Source organism: Alkalilimnicola ehrlichii, from assembly GCF_003399765.1.
Classification (GTDB): domain Bacteria; phylum Pseudomonadota; class Gammaproteobacteria; order Nitrococcales; family AK92; genus AK92.
On the sequence record NZ_NFZV01000047.1, the window covers coordinates 1 to 15270 of the forward strand.

The following is a 15270-nucleotide window of genomic DNA, read 5'->3' on the forward strand; positions in this document are numbered from 1 at the left end:
CGTCCTTAACTGCCTGCTTGTCGATCTCTGGCGGCGGCTGGCGGTAGAAATTCGCGGGAACAGCTTCGGCGTCACTGATTTGCACGCTCGTCGGATTTTTCTGTAGCCGTATGCTGTACTCGGGGGCGTCGATACGCTTAATGCCGCACGCCTGCATGTTTGTCAGCAAGTAATTCTTGAGCCACTTAACGCGCTCCTCTGCCGTCTTGCGTCGCTGAGCAATGCGTTTCTCCGCCTCTTTCATTGCGCCGACAGATGCTTCCAGGTTCCCGATAAACGCGGCCACGTTCGTCGCCTTCGCCTCGATATCACCCGCCAAGCCTTCCATCGTGTCGTTAAACACTTCGGCTGGCAGGTTTTCATCTTGGCTTAGAACGTCGTATGCCTGCTTGTACTGGTCCGAGAGCTGATAAAGCGTCATTCCAATCATTGCGTAGCCTCCTGGCGCTTCTTGTTTAGCTTCTTGGTCAGAGCCCCATAGGCGCCGTCAAAGTCAGCAGCGAGCAGCTCATTGACTTCCTGGATGCCGTAGGCGTCGCAGAACTTGATAACATCGGTGTCAGTTGCCTTAATGAGATCTAGGATCTTTCCGCACTGCTGCTCGCTGATCTTCGGAGAGTTGGCGCGGCGTTCTGCTTCCCGCTTCTCGCTAAACTCCCGGCTGACTTCGGCAACGTACTTATTGTCGTCATATCGCCCCAGGTGAATGTCGGCGCTAAACCCGAGCAGAGACAGGCACTTGCTCATGCCGTCCGTAAGCGATTTCTTGGCGTGCTCCTCGTCAGTGGTAAGCCCGTGCTTGTTCTTGCCGATGAAAGTGGTCTGGCCGTACTGTCGGATCTCGCCGCGCTGCTCGCCGTGCTTGTACCAGAGTTTAACCAGCACCTTGTGGATGGTTTCGCGGGTACCGTTGCCGTCGAGCGGAGCGCCTTCCACGTATTCCTCGCGCTCGACCTCAACACCCCAGCCGATACCCATTGGGCCGAATGTTTCCGTTGCCCTCTTAGCAAGGTAGGTCGCGTTGGTGGCCGTACCCTTGAAGCCGCCGCCCCGGTTGAACGGCTTGGTGTGTTGCGGGTCGGTCTTCTCGACCGCTTCCCATATCTGTAAATTCTGGTTGCCCATATTCCCGCTCCCACTGTTGCTGCTCGTGTTCCGCCTGCTGCCATTCAAAGCCCGCGGCATCCATAACCAGAACCTCTTGCCTCTTTGCAGATCGCTGCCGCCAGCTCGCACATATCCAGCTCAAACCAGCCCCAGTGGCACTGCGACGCTGGGATACCTAGCTGGCCAGCAAGCCATCGGTAGGCTTCGTCGCGGCTGGAAAAGATCGCGTCCGGACTATCGCGCCTCCAAAGGCGTTCGAAGTGCGGCTTGCAGTCGTTACGGGCCTTTCTCAGCTCTGCGTTTGCCAGCGTCCCGAGCGGTATTTCTGTCTTCGGGTGCACGCCAACATAGGCGCGGCAACTGCTGTTCTGGCACAGGTACGCGTACGGCCACTTCCCGTAGCGTCGGCCGTCGTAGATCGCGTCGTTCGTCACTAACCGCACCTCAGCCCCGCAGTAGCGGCATTCCGTCGGTACGGGAAGGGGGTTCTTAACCTTGCTCATCACACCGTCTGCCTCGCCAAATCCGCCAGCTTCTCCAACCTCCGCTGCTCACGCTGCTCTTTGCTCATGCCGATAGCCCGCTTCCAACCTTCGGCGGTGCGCTCTTCCCACCGCTCGGCTTGCTCGGCTTCCAAAGCTGCAATAGCTGCGGGTAGTAGTTCGTTGTCTTTACGCATCGTTGTTCTCCTAGCCCCGCAGCGTACCTGCCGCGTTAAACTGTCCGTGTCACTTACAGGGGGCGGCGGCGGGTTATGCGGTTAGCCAAGCCGTGTTGCTTGCTTCTTTGTGCAGATGCCCGAAACGTCGCTCTACTTCGCGTTCTGCCTCGGCCATCACATCAGCCCACTTGACCTTGAGCGCACGGTAATCGTCGCTTTCCGGGTCGCAGAGCAGGGACATTGAGTCATAGCCTGTTGCGAGCGTGACTAGCGTTGTAAAGCGCTCGTCGAGATCTTCCATTTGCCGCGCCGAGGCACGTTTAAATTCCATCCTGTCAATCGCGGCTTGCGTGCGTGCGGTGATCATTTCGCCCCCTCCATCATCCGCTCTATAGCGATAGTTGATTCGTCTACTGCCGCCATTAAGCTAGTGCTGTCCGACGTTCCCAGCGGCTCAGCTCGCGGGATAACGAGCACCCACGGCATCCAAGGTATGTGCTTTGTTCTTTGCTTAGTTTTCTTCATGCCCCACCTCCTGCCGGTCGTTATTCGCTCTGCGGTAGTCAGACGGGCCGCAGCTCCGTTCCAGCCGGGCGGGCACTCCCACCCCATGCGCCTGACCTGCGCCGCCGGAACCGCTATTCGTCAAAACGCAGGTCATCCACAAACTCACGCTTGGCTTGTCGCTCTGCGTATCCTTCGATCTCAGCATCGAGCGCCTTAGCCGCTGCGTCCCGCTGCCGCTCCGTCAGCTCGCTCCGAAACAGCGCCCACATCGCGCTGTTTATCGTTGCCCAGTTGCTGTCATCGCCGTAGCCGTCGTCGATGCGCTGGAGCAGGTCTGACGGGTCGTTGTTCATTTCGCGCACAAGCTCGGCGTAAATCTCGCGCTGCCGGTCGTCCAAGCTGTCAGCCACAGTCGGCACGCTTGCCGGATCGAGCGGGTGACGAAAGTCGCGCTGCTGGCTGATCGTTTTGAGTGCGTTGTTGACTGCGTGCATGTCTGCTGCCCGTTTGCGTTGTTGATAATTTGCACTGTACGCAAATTAGAGGATTGCGTCAAGCGCAAATTAACATTCAGCTGGAATTGCTGGTCGCGCAAACACAGGCAATAAAAAACCCGCCGGGTGGCGGGTTGGGGTGAGGTTATTTTCCTCGTCTTCTTCCTATTATAAAGACGGATAGGAGGCTAGCGAGGCCGCCTCCACCAAGCAGTCCTCCGAAGACCGGGTGGCCGTTTACAGCTGCATAAGTGCCAGACAGGACGACAATTGTCCCCAGCAGGAATGCAAACACCTGCCCCATCGTTGCTTCGCGCGTTTCTGCCCTGAGCGCTTTGTTGCTCATCTGGTGGCGGTGGGCCTGCTCTTTCGCTGCCATCCCTATGATGATCTCAGCCGACCCTGGATGGATTAGCTCGTATTGCTGGAGGGTGTCTGGGTGCGGTATTGGCCCTTGGAAGTGTCGCCTCATCTCTACAGCCTGCAAGGGGTTGCCATTCCCCTGGCCTGTATTTGTGGCGGCCGCTTTACTTGCCTTTGCGGGTGCTCTTTGTTGGTTCTTTCTTCTCGCCATATTTTACACAAGATCTTTGGATGTCTTTTCCAACAAGCACCCAATCGCCTTTTATCCGGTCAAAGTCTGTGCCGCCGGTGTAACGCCGGTACTTTTTCTTGTTGTCTGGCCATATGTTGAGAGCCGACCCTGCGCCTCGCAAAATTTCTTGCAGTGACATCTCGTTGACCTCGTAACCCTTTGTCTTCCGCGCGTCGAATTAGCTTGCGTGCGGGCGACGACATTTTGTCGTCTTGGTCAATTATGGTTGCGAGAAAATTCAATAGCAAGGAAATATGCACCCATTGGTTGAGCACAACTCTTCCGTCCCAGGCATGGGATTGCGTTGCAACACTGTCTGTATGTACAGTGTTTCTGTCACCTGCGTAGGAGTATCGGCGATGAGCCCGGAAGAGTTGAAGGGCTATATCATTGAGATTGTTCGCGATGATCTTGAGGTGAATGGGCGGCTAGCATGCGCCGTAAGAAGTCTTCTGCAGCATCACGAGCCGCCTGCTCAATCTCGGCGCGAGAGTCCGAGTCCGGAGCCCAGACGTTAAGTTCGGCGCTCCAGCCCTTGCCAGCGTACTGCTCATAGTAGGCGACTTTAACCTGTAACAGGCCGTCGCGCGACTGGTCACCTACTGTGATCTCCATTGGTCGGTCTTTTAGATTAGCCACAAGTCGTCCTCTTGCTTTTGTTATTACTCACTGCTTCACAGGCTTCGTCCATTCCAGGCCCATACAACACGGCCAAGAACTCTTAAGTTGGCTGCCTCTGGTGAGGCAATATACTGAGGCTGGTAGCTCGGATTATCGCTAATTATCGCGAATCCGCCGTCAATCTGGCGCTGAATTCGCTTAATAAGCAGCTCGTCTTCTCGCGCCAAACAATAAACCGCGTCAATCTTTAGCTCTGTAATGCCGGTATCGACAAGCAAAGGGTCGCCGCTAGAAAATGTGGGGTACATCGAGTCTCCCAGCCCAATAACGACCCTCAAAGCGTCCGGCCTGCTTATTACCAACCGACTCCGTATCCAAGGCAGAGACAGATGCATGAAATCAACTATAGCGTCTCTCTCTGGCTGATATATCCCGCTTCCCATACTGAACTCAGCATTCATCATGGGAACTTTGAGAACTTCCCCCGAGTAGTCTGACTTACTTTCTTCAACAGATGATTCTTGCTGATAGCCACCGGCTGTGTAATGACTTGTCCTAGTTACGGAAAAGTCTACCGTCTCACCCTTATAGATAAGCTCTGCTGCCTCGTATATCCGCGCAAGACTGACATCCAAGGCGTCAGCGATCCCTACAAGCACATCCGAAGCGATGCCTTGGGTGCCACGCTCAACGCGGGACAGGTTTCCAGCATCATAGCCAACCGGATCGGCTACGGCGCTTAGCGTCATCTTTCTATTCGAACGGAAACCACGCAGAGCTTTACCCAACGCCTCGCGCATTAATTTTTCTTTATCCATCTCTGAATTCTCTAATGCGATTTGTTTGTTGCGCAAAGCGTGGCGCGCAAATTCGCTTGACTTTGATTTTGCGTATGGCGCAAAATAGACCCATGAAAGAAATTACTCACGAAACACCGCTTCGGAGAGTCCGGAGGGAATCCGGGCAAACCCTAAAGAGCGTTGCAGATTCTGTTGATTACGACGTAGGCAACTTGTCTCGCGTAGAGAGGAATTTGCAGAAAGCTCCAGCTGACCTGGCGGAGCGCCTGTCTCGGCATTTCGAGGGCAGGATTTCTGAGCTGCAAATCCTCTATCCAGACAGATACATGCCGCCCGTGAGTGATTCATCTACGAATTCCCTGGCGGAAGGTGCCCGAGCGCAGTAGCGCTTTCTCCCGGCACGCCGGGAGCTTTGTATTCGACGGCAGGATGCCGTCTATACCTGAGACGGAAATCGGACAAGAAGTAAGAAACATCGGAGTTACACCAACATGATCAGCAACGTACACCGGATCGAGATCCTTTCTCAGATTGAAGAGGACGAGACGAGAGAGAACAGATACCAGCCACGGTTCAACGATATGGATCATGCCCGGATTCTGTTCAGTGCTAAGAAAACTCGTATCCCAAAAAACTTGCTTGTTATGTACCTCGCTAGCTGGGCGCTCGATAACTGCCCGGCTATCCAAGACATCCTGAACGCAGATGAGGAAGAGATTATCCGCGTACTCAATGCCGCGTGAAGAATCTAGCGGAGTCTCGAATGCAAGATGAGAAACAAAAAGAAATTCCGGGTGTTGGTGGGTTTAGCCCGGCCAACGAACGAAAGATCAAGTTGCTAGCGAAGAAGACCGGCAAGAGCGAGGACGAAATTGTCTCTCTGCTCGCGTCGTACACCCTGCGTACTCCGCAGGGTAATGAAGAGACTCTAGGAGAGTCTGAGGGATTCTCGAAGCACTAAGCGGGGAGGGGAAATATGAGAGGCGAATACTTAGTAGACGAGACCATGTCCGTCTACAACATCAGACAAGGCGCGACGCCACGCGCAATCGAACACGCTATCAAGCGCCGCAAGCTGACGGCGCTATCAAAGCATTCTGGCGTACCTATCGACGAGCTTCGCTCTATGGCTGATCGCTGGGGCCTTCATTCTGGCAAAGGCGACGCGGCTTAAGGGTGATGTATGGACGAATGGCAAAAAGCCAAGAGGCAGGCGCGCAGGATCGGCAAAAGCAGCAGGAAAGCGCAATCGGTGTTGGTGTGGGCCGCGCTGGTGAAGCGGGCTATAGCGATGGAATCCGGTAAATGCGGGGAAAGGTGAAACGCATGCTTATCAACTTGTACTGCCGGGGGTGGGTTCCAGCAGTCGTAGTAAAGGCAGTGTTTCTGGTTTTAAGGCTAGCAAATAAATAGGCCGGCAGGGTGGCGGCCCTTACCGGCCTAAGCAAACAAGCAGGACTCATTATGGCTCAAGTTCAGCAATCAGGCAAGGTTTTACCGTTTCGGTCGAGGGGGTTTACCCGCATGCCGAACACTATTATTCGCGCAATAAGCAAAGGCTATCTGAAAGGGCTTGAGGCCCAAATAGCCTCTGCAATTGTAGATATCACGATAGGACGCAATCAGGACGACAGCGCCGTCACGATACGCGATCTGGCGGAATATACCGAGCTGGACCGATCTGTCGTGTCTCGTACCCTCAAGCAGCTTAGACTCCGCGACATAGTAGTGGAGTCTGTGACAGGCAAAGGCAAGATTTTTCGTCTAGCAGACGTGCTTCCGGAACTAGGGAAGCGTGCGGATTCTGCACGCCCGTGCAATATCTGCACACCCTCTGACGAAGACAAAGAAAACAATAACTTAGTAACTGTGCAAGATCTGCACACCCGTGCAGAATCTGCACGCACCGACCGTGCAAGATCTGCACACCCTCTTATTAATAATACTAAGAAAGAAAACACCCCCCTATAGTCCCCCCCACAAAGGCAGGGTCGGCTCGCTCCGCTCGCGGTGTGTGTGAGGAGAAATTTGACGAATTTTGGAAGGCGTATCCGACCAAGGTTGCGAAGGGGAAGGCGCGCAAGACGTTCGCCAAGATCAATCCGGATGATGAATTATTGGCTGTGATGTTGGGTGCGCTAGCGCAGCAGAAGGCCGACCGAGCCGCTAAACAGGCCGCAGGCGAATTCGTTCCGCGCTGGAAGCATCCGAGCACTTGGCTTAACGGTGAGTGCTGGGAAGACGAGGTGGAGTCTGTCGGCGGCAGCTCCAGCAGCTTCGACTGGTCGGAGGTGGATTGCTGATGCGCGCTTCTGAACTGGGTAATTTGCTGGCGCAGGATGCGAAGGCCGTCGCCGCCCATCTTCTGCCCAACGGCAAAGAGCAATCCGGCGAATGGTGCGTAGGCTCAATTGCTGGCGAGGAAGGAAAGTCGCTCAAGGTTAGGCTGACTGGCCGCAAGGCCGGAACCTGGAAGGACTTTGCGGAAGGCGGAAGCGGTGACTTGCTCGATTTGTGGCGGGAAGTCCACGGCTTAACGCTGACGCAAGCGATGGACGAGGTTCGCGACTACTTGGGGGTACACGCTCCGCGCTTCGACGGCGCTGCACCTCAGCGCCCGCACATCGACAAGCCGAAGTGTCAGAAACCCCAGTCCTGGGTTTATCGCTGGCTTACCGAAGAGCGGAAAATCTCGCCCGAAGCTATTGCCGCGTACAAGATCGGTGAGCAATCCAGCACGGCGGTTTTCCCTTACATCGACCCGAAAGGCGAACTGATGTTCGTCAAATACCGGGAGGCGGGCAGCAAGAAGATTTGGGCCGAGAAGGGCGGTGTTCTATCTCTGTTCGGCTGGCAGGCAGTGCCTGAAAACGACCGCTACATCATCATCTGCGAGGGTGAGCTAGATGCGCTCGCGTGGCGCACATACGGATACACCGCACTATCTGTTCCGAACGGCGCGACTGCTCACACGTGGATCGACAACGAGTTCGAAAACTTACAGCGCTTTGATGTCATCTTCCTCAGCTTCGACATGGATACGGCCGGAAGACAGGGATTGTCAGAGGTCATTAAGCGGCTGGGTGACGACCGCTGCATGGTTATCGAGCTGCCCGAAAAAGACGCCAATGAATGCCTGATGGCAGGTGTGACAGAAGATCAAATGGCTTCGGCCATTGGCTCGGCCAAAACCCAAGACCCTGACGAGTTGCGCCAGGCGTCCGAATACGCCGAGGAAGTTGTTAGCGAGTTCTATCCAGGTGACGAGGCCGAGGAAGGCATAGATTTACCGTGGAAAAATCGCATGGCCTGGTGAGGCTGCGGCCCGGCGAGGTGTCGCTGATTGCAGGCGTTAACGGTCACGGAAAGTCTCAACTGGCAGGGCATATCGTGCTTGGCGCAGGCAGACAAGGCGAGCGTGTTTGCATTGCTTCAATGGAGTTCAAGCCTCGCAAGTGGTTGCGTCGCCTTACTCGTCAGGCTTGCGCCATGACTCTCCCCGCACCTGATTACATCCGTGCTGCTTTTAAGTGGTACCAAGACCGCTTTTGGGTATTTGACGTTACTGGCACGGCCAAGGCATCGCGTCTGCTTGAGGTCTTCCGTTACGCAGCTAAGCGCTACGGCATCCGTTACTTCGTTATCGACAACTTAGCCAAATGTGGCTTTGCGGAGGACGACTACAACGGGCAGAAAAATTTCGTCGATCAGCTTACCGACTTCGCTAAGGAGTTTGAGGCGCACGTCATCGTATGTGTCCACATGCGCAAGGGTGAGAGCGAAGACAAACCGGCCGGGAAAATGGACATCAAAGGCACCGGCGCGATAACGGACATGGTCGATACGGTTGCGACTATCTGGCGGAACAAGCCAAAGGAAAAAGAGCGCCGCAAGCACAAGGCCGAGCAAGAAAAGATTGCAGACGCCCATAAAAGGGAGCCTTTCGACGAATCCGAGAAGCCGGATGCTTTGCTCATGTTTAGCAAGCAACGCAACGGCGAAGAAGAGCCGACGATTGCGCTTTGGTTTGACCCTGCATCTTTCCAGTTTCTCGGCGGCCCGAATAAAAAACCTTTCCGTTACGTGCAGTACTCGTCGGCGGGCGCAGAAGGGCCTGAGATTGATTGGGAGGAACGCTACGCATGAATGATGGCAGCGAGTTAATGGCGGATGCAGCGCATGAAATGGGCAGAACCACACAGCAAGCAATGCCAGCGCAGCGAGTGCGGCCAGTTTTTCATCTGCGGCGACAAAGCGCCGAGCGGTCCAGTTTTCAGCGCATGGCGCAAAACGGACAGGTTGCCGGAGCTAATCGGCACGGCGGAGAGCGCGGAGCAGGCAAGGGCGATGTGCGAGGGGGTGAGTGATGCTTAAGCCCATCATCAAGCTCGAAACCAACGAATACGCCGCCGGCCAGGTTGACGAGATCAAGCTAATCATCGGCGATCTGCACTTTCGCAAGCAAATCACTTGCGAGCGTGACCTTGCTTTGGCTGATCGGCTTGCAGCGGAGTTTGGCACTGAGGTTTTGGATTGCAGGAGGGGGCGGGAGTGAGTAAGCGAGCGTTGAGGCTGCACGAGAAGTACAGCAAGAAGCAATTAGTCGCCATGCAACGGGCCTTGCGCAACGACTCCAGATACCAGCGCAAGAACGATGACAGCATTTGGCTGCTCACGTCTGAGGGCCAGCGCCTGCACGACGACATCGGGTGGGCCATCTACTGGCACGACGCGCCGAATGGCAATGCGCGTATGCACACGGCAAAACCGCAGATGAAGAACTGGTGAGTGGCATGAAAACAGCAGACGACTACTTGCACCAAGCAGCGGCAGAAATGGCGGATCGGGCGGCAAGCCGAGACACGCCAACGGGTGAGCGGAGCATGGCGCGTGCGGTGCGTGCGTGGTGGGCGATCTACGGCGATGCAGTTGTGCAGCGTGGCCACGTAACCGAAACGGAAGGTTGGCAGTTTATGTCGATCCTGAAAAAGGTTCGCGGCGCCCAAGGCGAATACCGGGAAGACGACCACACCGACGACGTGGCTTATTCGGCGCTGGCTGCGGAGAGTGCGGCGCGGGAGGTGGAGCGTGAATAGACATCCAGTTAAGCGTCGCCCAGAGCGTCACGCGCTGCGCGTCGTAAAAGGGGGGTTGGCCCCTGCTGACAGCTTGACACAGTCCCGACTTCGCCAGCGTGGCTATCGGGTTGGCGACATTGTGTTTGCTGAAATCAGAAAGCCTCGTAACCCGCGTTTCCACCGGTTGGCTCATGCCTTTGGGCGGCTGCTGTCGGAGAACATCGAAGCGTTCGAGGGCATGGACCCCCACGCGGTTCTTAAGCGTATGCAGTGGGAAGCGAACGTCGGGTGTGAAGAAATGGGCGTAGAGGTTCCTGGGGCCGGTTTCGCGATGATCCGGATACCGCGCAGCCTGAGCTTTGAAAGCCTTGACGAAGGAGAGTTTCGCGAAGTCATGCGCGGCATGTCCCGGCACGTCGCGGCGCAGTATTGGCCGACGCTGGAGCCTGAGCAGATCGAGCAGATGGCGACGGTGATGGTGGGGGAAGAGTGATGCTGATGAAGGTTAACGCCATCAAATCGAACAAGCTGCGCAAGTCGGCGAAGGGCCATCCCTGCACAACCCGAATCCCCGGCGTGTGTAACGGTGATCCCGACACAAGCTGTCTGGCGCACCCGCCAATGGACAACGGCGGCATGGGCGGGAAGGCGTCGGACGAGTGCGGGGCCATCACCTGTAGCGACTGTCACGATTGCATCGACCGGCGCCGGTATCGGGACGTGCCGCGAGAGCTTGTCTACGAATGCTGGATACGCGGGCATCAGGAGACGCTGACGTACTGGCGGCAGATGGGGCTACTGAGCGTGAAAGGAGCGGCGGCATGAGCAGAAAGCTAACTTGGGAAGACGTCGAACACGGCCGCGCCAGGATCGTCACTCGCGGTGGCTGGACGTTTGCAGAGCGTGTGCCGGTTGGGACGCAGTACCGGATTCCGCCGGCGCGAGAGAAGAGGGAGGGGAAGCGGTGATAGCCATTGATCCGGGCAACGAGCAGAGCGCATGGGTGATCTACGAGAACGGCAAGGTCTACGGCGCCGCGATAGAGCTCAACGACGATGTTTTGCGCCGCATCGAATGCGAGTGGGGCACCGAGCAGTACGTAATCGAGATGATCGCCAGCTACGGCATGCCAGTCGGTCGCGAGGTGTTCGAGACGTGCGTATGGATAGGCCGGTTCATGGAGGCGGCAGGCGGCGCCGAGTGGGTGTATCGCAAGGACGTGAAGATGCACCTATGCCAGAGTCCCCGCGCCAAGGATGCGAACATTCGACAAGCGCTGATTGACCGCTTCGGCCCCGGAAAAGACAAGGCTATCGGGAAGAAGGCGAGCCCAGGCCCGCTCTACGGTTTTAAAGCGGATATGTGGCAAGCCTTAGCTGTTGCAGTCACTTACGAGGAGATGGAGCGGAGGAGCGTGGCGTGATGGAGGAATGGCGGCCGGCGGCGGGATTCCCAGGATATGAGGTGTCGAGCTTGGGGCGTGTCCGGAGTTTAGATCGGGTCGACTCCGTGGGGCGCCGACGGAAAGGACAGATCCTCACGAACGCAAGGAGGCCGCTGCGCACTTCAAAGGGTGGCAGTTATTACCGGGTCCGTCTGCGGAGGAATGGCAGGACTGAAGACGCACCTATCCATGTGCTGGTTCTAGAGTCTTTTGTGGGGCCGAGACCTCCGGGGATGCACGCTTGCCATAACGACGGCGATGCAGATAACAACGCTCTCGACAACCTCCGATGGGACACGCCATCGAGCAACCAGCGCGACAAGGTCCGTCATCAAACGATAGCCCGCGGGGAGGCCAATGGATGGGCGAAGCTGACGGAGACGCAAGTGCGGGAGATCTGGCTCTCGCCTCTGAGCGCCCCGCTGTTGGCTGATGAACTGGGGGTGAACAAAGAGACCATCGCGAGAATACGGCGACGGGAACTGTGGGCGTGGTTTGCCGAAGGACTTCCGCCCCGCCCACTGCGCCGTGTGACGGCAAGGAGCCAGCGCTAATGGCGGTCGCGGTGACGTATGCGGACACGAGGCAGAGCGAGGCAGCGTAATGGCGGACATAGCAGACAAAGCAGCGGCGCTACAGGCCGCAGAGATCGAGCACAGCATACGGCAGCGGGCCGGGCATTTGGATGGGCCGGACGACTGCGTCAAATGCGGCGAGTGGAATGACAGGGCAGAGCAGGGCTATGCGGTGTGTACCGCGTGTGTGGGTGAGAGAGAGTAGGCGATAGCGAGGGCGAGAGTATGACAGCAGCAGAACAATCGCAAAATGATCTTGAGTGTCGCGCAAACATGTTGCTGGACGAGTGGGGTCGCTGCCAGCGCCGAGAGGCTCACCCTTTGTCGAGAACGCGCCACCCAATAGATCGAGCAATGGAGGAGTGGGGCGAGGGCTGGCAGAGCCCTGCTCGCGATAACGTAACAGCGCTTTGCCGCCACCGGCAGAAGGTGGAGGTTAATGGGCGGTTGGTTAATTCTCTGCCTATGACTCCCGACCGTGTAGACAAGAGTAGCAGGGGTGGGGCTAGAGTGCCTGAACCGTGGCCTGATCACGTCGAGCGCGTGGAGCACGTATTGGCAAAGCTCCCGGAGCCAGTGCAAGAAGCGATTATCCAGCATCACATCTTTGAGCACGGTATCCGCACCGGCGCCCAGCTCTGCGGAGTGAGCGAGCACGAGTTTCGGAGGCGCTTGGAACGTGGGCGTTGGTTCTTGATCGGCCATTTTGATTACATTGACTCAAAACACTAGATATTGTGTTTTTAAAGTTGACAATGGGGTGTGCGCACACTATATTAAGGATTATGTAATTGCTGGAAAATGCGCTCTGCATCCAGCCAACCAGAGAATAAATGAGGCCTGCCCCGGAAACGGTGAGCGGGCTTTTTTATGCGCAAAAATACACCGACGAACAAATCCTCGACGCTTATAACGAGACGGGGACAAAAGCCGGTGCTGCGCGTCGGCTGGGTATGGATGAGCGCAACCTTAAGCGGCGGCTGAAGGTTCTGCTTGGCGAAGATCAGGAGCAGGAGGTCGACGCTTCACCCATGGAACTGGATGAGCTGCGGTCCCAAGTCCGGTCGCTCACCGCCGAGCTAAGAACCGCGCGCAAGGACGAGCTGACACAGCGCAAAGTACGCCGCGAGATATTCAATCTCAGCGAACAGAGCAGCGAGCCTCCGCAGTGGTTAGTTCGTACAGGCGGGCTGAGTAAGAGCCCAGGCGTGCCGACCCTGTTCGCCTCCGATTGGCATTGGGCCGAACACGTCACGCCGTCCGAGATTGGTGGCGTCAACGAATACACTTTGCCGATCGCTCATAAGCGAGCGCGGCAGATGGTAGAGCGGGCTATCGATCTGCTCACTAATCACATGGTTAATCCGGACTATCCGGGCATTGTCTTTGCCTTGGGTGGGGATATGGTAACGGGCGATATCCACGAAGAACTGTCTGTTACCAACGAGCTAGAGATCATGCCCACGGTGATGGACCTATCGGGCGTACTGATCTGGTGCATCCAAGAGCTTGCTGACGCCTTTGGCCGGGTGTTCGTGCCTTGCGTGACGGGTAACCACGGGCGCAACACTAAGAAGATCCGCAACAAGGGCCGAAACCACACGTCGTTCGACTGGCTGATATACGTCATGCTCGAACGGCACTTCCAAAGCGACGACCGGATTAAGTTCTACATACCGGACGGACCGGACGCGCTCTATCAGGTCTACGGTCATCGCTATCTGCTGACGCACGGCGATCAGTTCAGAGGCGGCGACGGCATGATTGGGGCGCTTGGCCCCATTCTCCGGGGCGATCACAAGAAGCGCTCCCGAAACAATCAGATCGATATGGGCTTTGACACGATGCTGTTAGGGCATTGGCATCAGCTCATCCAGTTGCAGCGCGTCATCGTTAACGGGTCGTTGAAAGGCTACGACGAATACGCTTACAGCAATAATTTCGGCTTTGAGCCACCCCAGCAAGCCCTTTGGATCACCCACCCGCAGCACGGCATTACTTTTAGCATGCCGGTACACGTTGACGAGCCGCGCAAGGTTAAAGGGACGGACTGGGTGAGCTGGAAAGCGGCCTAAACTCAGGCCTTATGCAACCCATCGCTCTCATCGCTGGGATGGGAGCTATAGGTTTCAAAAGGTCCGGACCTTTACGGCAAACGTCCGGACCCAGCTCCGGACCTTAGAAATCGGGCTTAACCCCTGAGCCTCCGACCTGATGGGTGCGGTTAAATCAGGGGTGCATACAACTCCTTTGGCGCCACCTCCCGGCGTCTTTTTTATTTCTGGTGACGGCATGGCAACGCTAACTCTGCGCCGGTCCTATTGTTGGGATCACGGAACATGGGGCGTTATGACGCTCCCCGATGGCAGCGAGTTGGCGACGTTAGAGCTTCCGTGGCGCGGCAATGAGCGCGGCCAGTCCTGCATCCCCGAAGGCGTCTATCGCATGGGTATGCGCGATTCCCCGGTGGTGGATCGGTCGAGCGGTGGCGAGTTTTCCCGAGGCTGGGAGATTCAGGGCGTGCCGAAGCGCACGTTCATCATGATTCATCCCGGAAATTGGATTCGCAACAGCGATGGTTGCGTACTGGTCGGCACTAAGCACGTCGTAATGGATGGAGCTATAGCCGTACAACACAGCAGGCAAGCATTCCGCCAGTTCATGCGAGCGCTGGACGGGCTGGATTCAGCAGACATCGAGATTATGCCTTATACGGTGAGCTACCCATGAGTGAGCAAGTTAAGCCCGACTGGCAGCGCCGCCGCGCGATTATCTATTTGACGTTGATCTTTTGCGCTGGCGTTGTCCTTTACCTCACCGGCTGGGGCGAAGATACCCGGCTACACGAAACCATCATCCAGTTTGCTTTCATCACTGCGGGTGGCGTTATCGGCTCGTATGTGTTTGGTGCTTGCTGGGAGGACGTGACGAGGCTGCGCAAGTGATCCGCGACTGGCTCAACAAGATTATTGCGGGCGTTGGCCTGCTGTTGGCCGGCTTGGCGTGGGTGTGGAAACAACAGCGCGACGCGGCACGAGATAAAGCTGAGCGCTACCGGCGCGAATCCGAGCAAGCAGAAGCGAGACACGAGCAACGCGACCGCGCTGCCCGGGCAGACAGCGAGGGCGAGCGCAAGACGAACGAGGCCCGACGCCAGGCCCGCGAGGAAGCGGAGCAGGGCAAGCGGGATCATTTCGAGGATGGCACATGGTAAGGGTGGCACTACTGGCCCTGCTGCTATCCGGCTGCGCACTGATACCCGAGCGCACTGTGTATCTGCAAGAGCCGTTACCGGTGCCTGAGCGCCCCTTGCTACCGACATGGACCGCCGATGACGTGCAATGCCTCGACACACGCACATACGCAGACATGGCAGAGCGTGATGCCG

The 15270-nt window shown here is 56.8% G+C and carries 33 protein-coding genes; 23 read left to right on the forward strand and 10 right to left on the reverse strand.

The window, feature by feature from the left end; genetic code table 11:
• The 10 genes from CAI21_RS21720 to CAI21_RS21755 form a co-directional block, all read right to left on the reverse strand.
• The coding region (locus tag CAI21_RS21720) for a siphovirus Gp157 family protein (protein WP_181919581.1) at nt 1–421 on the reverse strand (421 nt) is incomplete at its 3' end.
• A gap of 5 nt (nt 422–426) precedes the next feature.
• Nucleotides 427–1125: a hypothetical protein gene (locus tag CAI21_RS21725; RefSeq protein ID WP_116304216.1), complete on the reverse strand. Its 699-nt coding sequence runs from the start codon at nt 1123–1125 to the stop codon at nt 427–429.
• A 44-nt stretch (nt 1126–1169) separates the two neighbouring features.
• Nucleotides 1170–1610 carry a zinc-finger-containing protein gene (locus tag CAI21_RS21730; RefSeq protein ID WP_116304217.1) on the reverse strand — a complete coding sequence of 147 codons (441 nt, stop codon included), beginning with the start codon at nt 1608–1610 and terminating at the stop codon, nt 1170–1172.
• Nucleotides 1610–1786, reverse strand: a complete 177-nt coding sequence (locus CAI21_RS23430; protein WP_181919582.1) for a hypothetical protein — start codon at nt 1784–1786, stop codon at nt 1610–1612. Before CAI21_RS23430 ends, CAI21_RS21730 begins: the two co-directional genes overlap by 1 nt.
• 73 nt (nt 1787–1859) lie before the next feature.
• Nucleotides 1860–2135, reverse strand: a complete 276-nt coding sequence (locus tag CAI21_RS21735; RefSeq protein ID WP_116304218.1) for a hypothetical protein — start codon at nt 2133–2135, stop codon at nt 1860–1862.
• 271 nt (nt 2136–2406) lie between these two features.
• Entirely contained in the window at nt 2407–2769 is a 363-nt protein-coding gene (locus CAI21_RS21740) for a hypothetical protein (protein WP_116304219.1), read from the reverse strand.
• Between the two features lie 145 nt (nt 2770–2914).
• Nucleotides 2915–3343 (reverse strand): DUF2335 domain-containing protein, encoded by a 429-nt coding sequence (locus CAI21_RS26190; RefSeq protein WP_116304220.1) that lies wholly within the window; start codon nt 3341–3343, stop codon nt 2915–2917.
• Entirely contained in the window at nt 3297–3503 is a 207-nt protein-coding gene (locus tag CAI21_RS23435; RefSeq protein WP_147305526.1) for a hypothetical protein, read from the reverse strand. The genes CAI21_RS26190 and CAI21_RS23435 overlap by 47 nt, the downstream gene beginning before the upstream one ends.
• Before the next feature lie 248 nt (nt 3504–3751).
• Nucleotides 3752–3979: a hypothetical protein gene (locus tag CAI21_RS21750; protein ID WP_116304221.1), complete on the reverse strand. Its 228-nt coding sequence runs from the start codon at nt 3977–3979 to the stop codon at nt 3752–3754.
• A 59-nt stretch (nt 3980–4038) separates the two neighbouring features.
• Entirely contained in the window at nt 4039–4803 is a 765-nt protein-coding gene (locus tag CAI21_RS21755; RefSeq protein ID WP_116304222.1) for an XRE family transcriptional regulator, read from the reverse strand.
• 473 nt (nt 4804–5276) lie between these two features.
• On the opposite strand from CAI21_RS21755, the gene CAI21_RS21765 reads away from it, so the two are divergent.
• The 23 genes from CAI21_RS21765 to CAI21_RS24380 all read left to right on the forward strand — a co-directional run.
• Nucleotides 5277–5528, forward strand: a complete 252-nt coding sequence (locus CAI21_RS21765) for a hypothetical protein (protein WP_116304224.1) — start codon at nt 5277–5279, stop codon at nt 5526–5528.
• A gap of 20 nt (nt 5529–5548) precedes the next feature.
• Nucleotides 5549–5746 carry a hypothetical protein gene (locus tag CAI21_RS21770; RefSeq protein WP_116304225.1) on the forward strand — a complete coding sequence of 66 codons (198 nt, stop codon included), beginning with the start codon at nt 5549–5551 and terminating at the stop codon, nt 5744–5746.
• Nucleotides 5747–5761: 15 nt separating this feature from the next.
• A complete protein-coding gene (locus tag CAI21_RS21775) occupies nt 5762–5959 on the forward strand; it encodes a hypothetical protein (RefSeq protein WP_116304226.1) in 198 nt (65 codons plus the stop codon).
• 9 nt (nt 5960–5968) lie between these two features.
• Nucleotides 5969–6106, forward strand: a complete 138-nt coding sequence (locus tag CAI21_RS24375; RefSeq protein WP_220349038.1) for a hypothetical protein — start codon at nt 5969–5971, stop codon at nt 6104–6106.
• A gap of 143 nt (nt 6107–6249) precedes the next feature.
• Complete coding sequence (locus CAI21_RS21780; protein ID WP_116304227.1) at nt 6250–6756, forward strand: replication protein; 507 nt, start codon at nt 6250–6252, stop codon at nt 6754–6756.
• A 41-nt stretch (nt 6757–6797) separates the two neighbouring features.
• Complete coding sequence (locus tag CAI21_RS21785; protein WP_116304228.1) at nt 6798–7088, forward strand: hypothetical protein; 291 nt, start codon at nt 6798–6800, stop codon at nt 7086–7088.
• On the forward strand, nt 7088–8101 hold the full coding sequence (locus tag CAI21_RS21790; protein WP_116304229.1) for a toprim domain-containing protein: 1014 nt from the start codon (nt 7088–7090) through the stop codon (nt 8099–8101). The genes CAI21_RS21785 and CAI21_RS21790 overlap by 1 nt, the downstream gene beginning before the upstream one ends.
• Complete coding sequence (locus CAI21_RS21795) at nt 8098–8931, forward strand: DnaB-like helicase C-terminal domain-containing protein (RefSeq protein WP_258869024.1); 834 nt, start codon at nt 8098–8100, stop codon at nt 8929–8931. The genes CAI21_RS21790 and CAI21_RS21795 overlap by 4 nt, the downstream gene beginning before the upstream one ends.
• Before the next feature lie 220 nt (nt 8932–9151).
• Complete coding sequence (locus CAI21_RS21805; protein WP_116304232.1) at nt 9152–9340, forward strand: hypothetical protein; 189 nt, start codon at nt 9152–9154, stop codon at nt 9338–9340.
• Nucleotides 9337–9573: a hypothetical protein gene (locus CAI21_RS21810; RefSeq protein ID WP_116304233.1), complete on the forward strand. Its 237-nt coding sequence runs from the start codon at nt 9337–9339 to the stop codon at nt 9571–9573. The genes CAI21_RS21805 and CAI21_RS21810 overlap by 4 nt, the downstream gene beginning before the upstream one ends.
• A 5-nt stretch (nt 9574–9578) precedes the next feature.
• Nucleotides 9579–9881 (forward strand): hypothetical protein, encoded by a 303-nt coding sequence (locus CAI21_RS21815; protein WP_116304234.1) that lies wholly within the window; start codon nt 9579–9581, stop codon nt 9879–9881.
• Nucleotides 9874–10356, forward strand: coding sequence for a hypothetical protein (locus tag CAI21_RS21820; RefSeq protein WP_147305203.1), 483 nt, complete (start codon nt 9874–9876; stop codon nt 10354–10356). Before CAI21_RS21815 ends, CAI21_RS21820 begins: the two co-directional genes overlap by 8 nt.
• Nucleotides 10357–10361: 5 nt before the next feature.
• Complete coding sequence (locus tag CAI21_RS21825; RefSeq protein WP_116304243.1) at nt 10362–10688, forward strand: nuclease domain-containing protein; 327 nt, start codon at nt 10362–10364, stop codon at nt 10686–10688.
• On the forward strand, nt 10685–10831 hold the full coding sequence (locus tag CAI21_RS23440; RefSeq protein WP_181919585.1) for a hypothetical protein: 147 nt from the start codon (nt 10685–10687) through the stop codon (nt 10829–10831). Before CAI21_RS21825 ends, CAI21_RS23440 begins: the two co-directional genes overlap by 4 nt.
• The gene (locus CAI21_RS21830) at nt 10828–11286 is read left to right on the forward strand and encodes a hypothetical protein (RefSeq protein ID WP_116304236.1); all 459 of its coding nucleotides are present in this window, start codon (nt 10828–10830) and stop codon (nt 11284–11286) included. Before CAI21_RS23440 ends, CAI21_RS21830 begins: the two co-directional genes overlap by 4 nt.
• Entirely contained in the window at nt 11286–11861 is a 576-nt protein-coding gene (locus CAI21_RS21835) for an NUMOD4 motif-containing HNH endonuclease (RefSeq protein ID WP_116304237.1), read from the forward strand. Before CAI21_RS21830 ends, CAI21_RS21835 begins: the two co-directional genes overlap by 1 nt.
• Before the next feature lie 49 nt (nt 11862–11910).
• Nucleotides 11911–12087, forward strand: coding sequence for a hypothetical protein (locus CAI21_RS23445; protein ID WP_181919586.1), 177 nt, complete (start codon nt 11911–11913; stop codon nt 12085–12087).
• Nucleotides 12088–12392: 305 nt separating this feature from the next.
• On the forward strand, nt 12393–12614 hold the full coding sequence (locus tag CAI21_RS22980) for a sigma factor-like helix-turn-helix DNA-binding protein (protein ID WP_147305205.1): 222 nt from the start codon (nt 12393–12395) through the stop codon (nt 12612–12614).
• Nucleotides 12615–12715: 101 nt separating this feature from the next.
• Nucleotides 12716–13957: a hypothetical protein gene (locus tag CAI21_RS21845; RefSeq protein ID WP_116304239.1), complete on the forward strand. Its 1242-nt coding sequence runs from the start codon at nt 12716–12718 to the stop codon at nt 13955–13957.
• Between the two features lie 217 nt (nt 13958–14174).
• Nucleotides 14175–14612, forward strand: a complete 438-nt coding sequence (locus CAI21_RS21850; protein ID WP_147305206.1) for a DUF5675 family protein — start codon at nt 14175–14177, stop codon at nt 14610–14612.
• Nucleotides 14609–14827, forward strand: a complete 219-nt coding sequence (locus CAI21_RS21855) for a hypothetical protein (protein WP_116304241.1) — start codon at nt 14609–14611, stop codon at nt 14825–14827. The genes CAI21_RS21850 and CAI21_RS21855 overlap by 4 nt, the downstream gene beginning before the upstream one ends.
• Nucleotides 14824–15096, forward strand: a complete 273-nt coding sequence (locus tag CAI21_RS21860) for a hypothetical protein (RefSeq protein ID WP_116304242.1) — start codon at nt 14824–14826, stop codon at nt 15094–15096. Before CAI21_RS21855 ends, CAI21_RS21860 begins: the two co-directional genes overlap by 4 nt.
• On the forward strand, nt 15090–15270 hold a 181-nt coding region (locus tag CAI21_RS24380; protein ID WP_220349040.1), incomplete at its 3' end, for a hypothetical protein. The genes CAI21_RS21860 and CAI21_RS24380, both read left to right, overlap by 7 nt.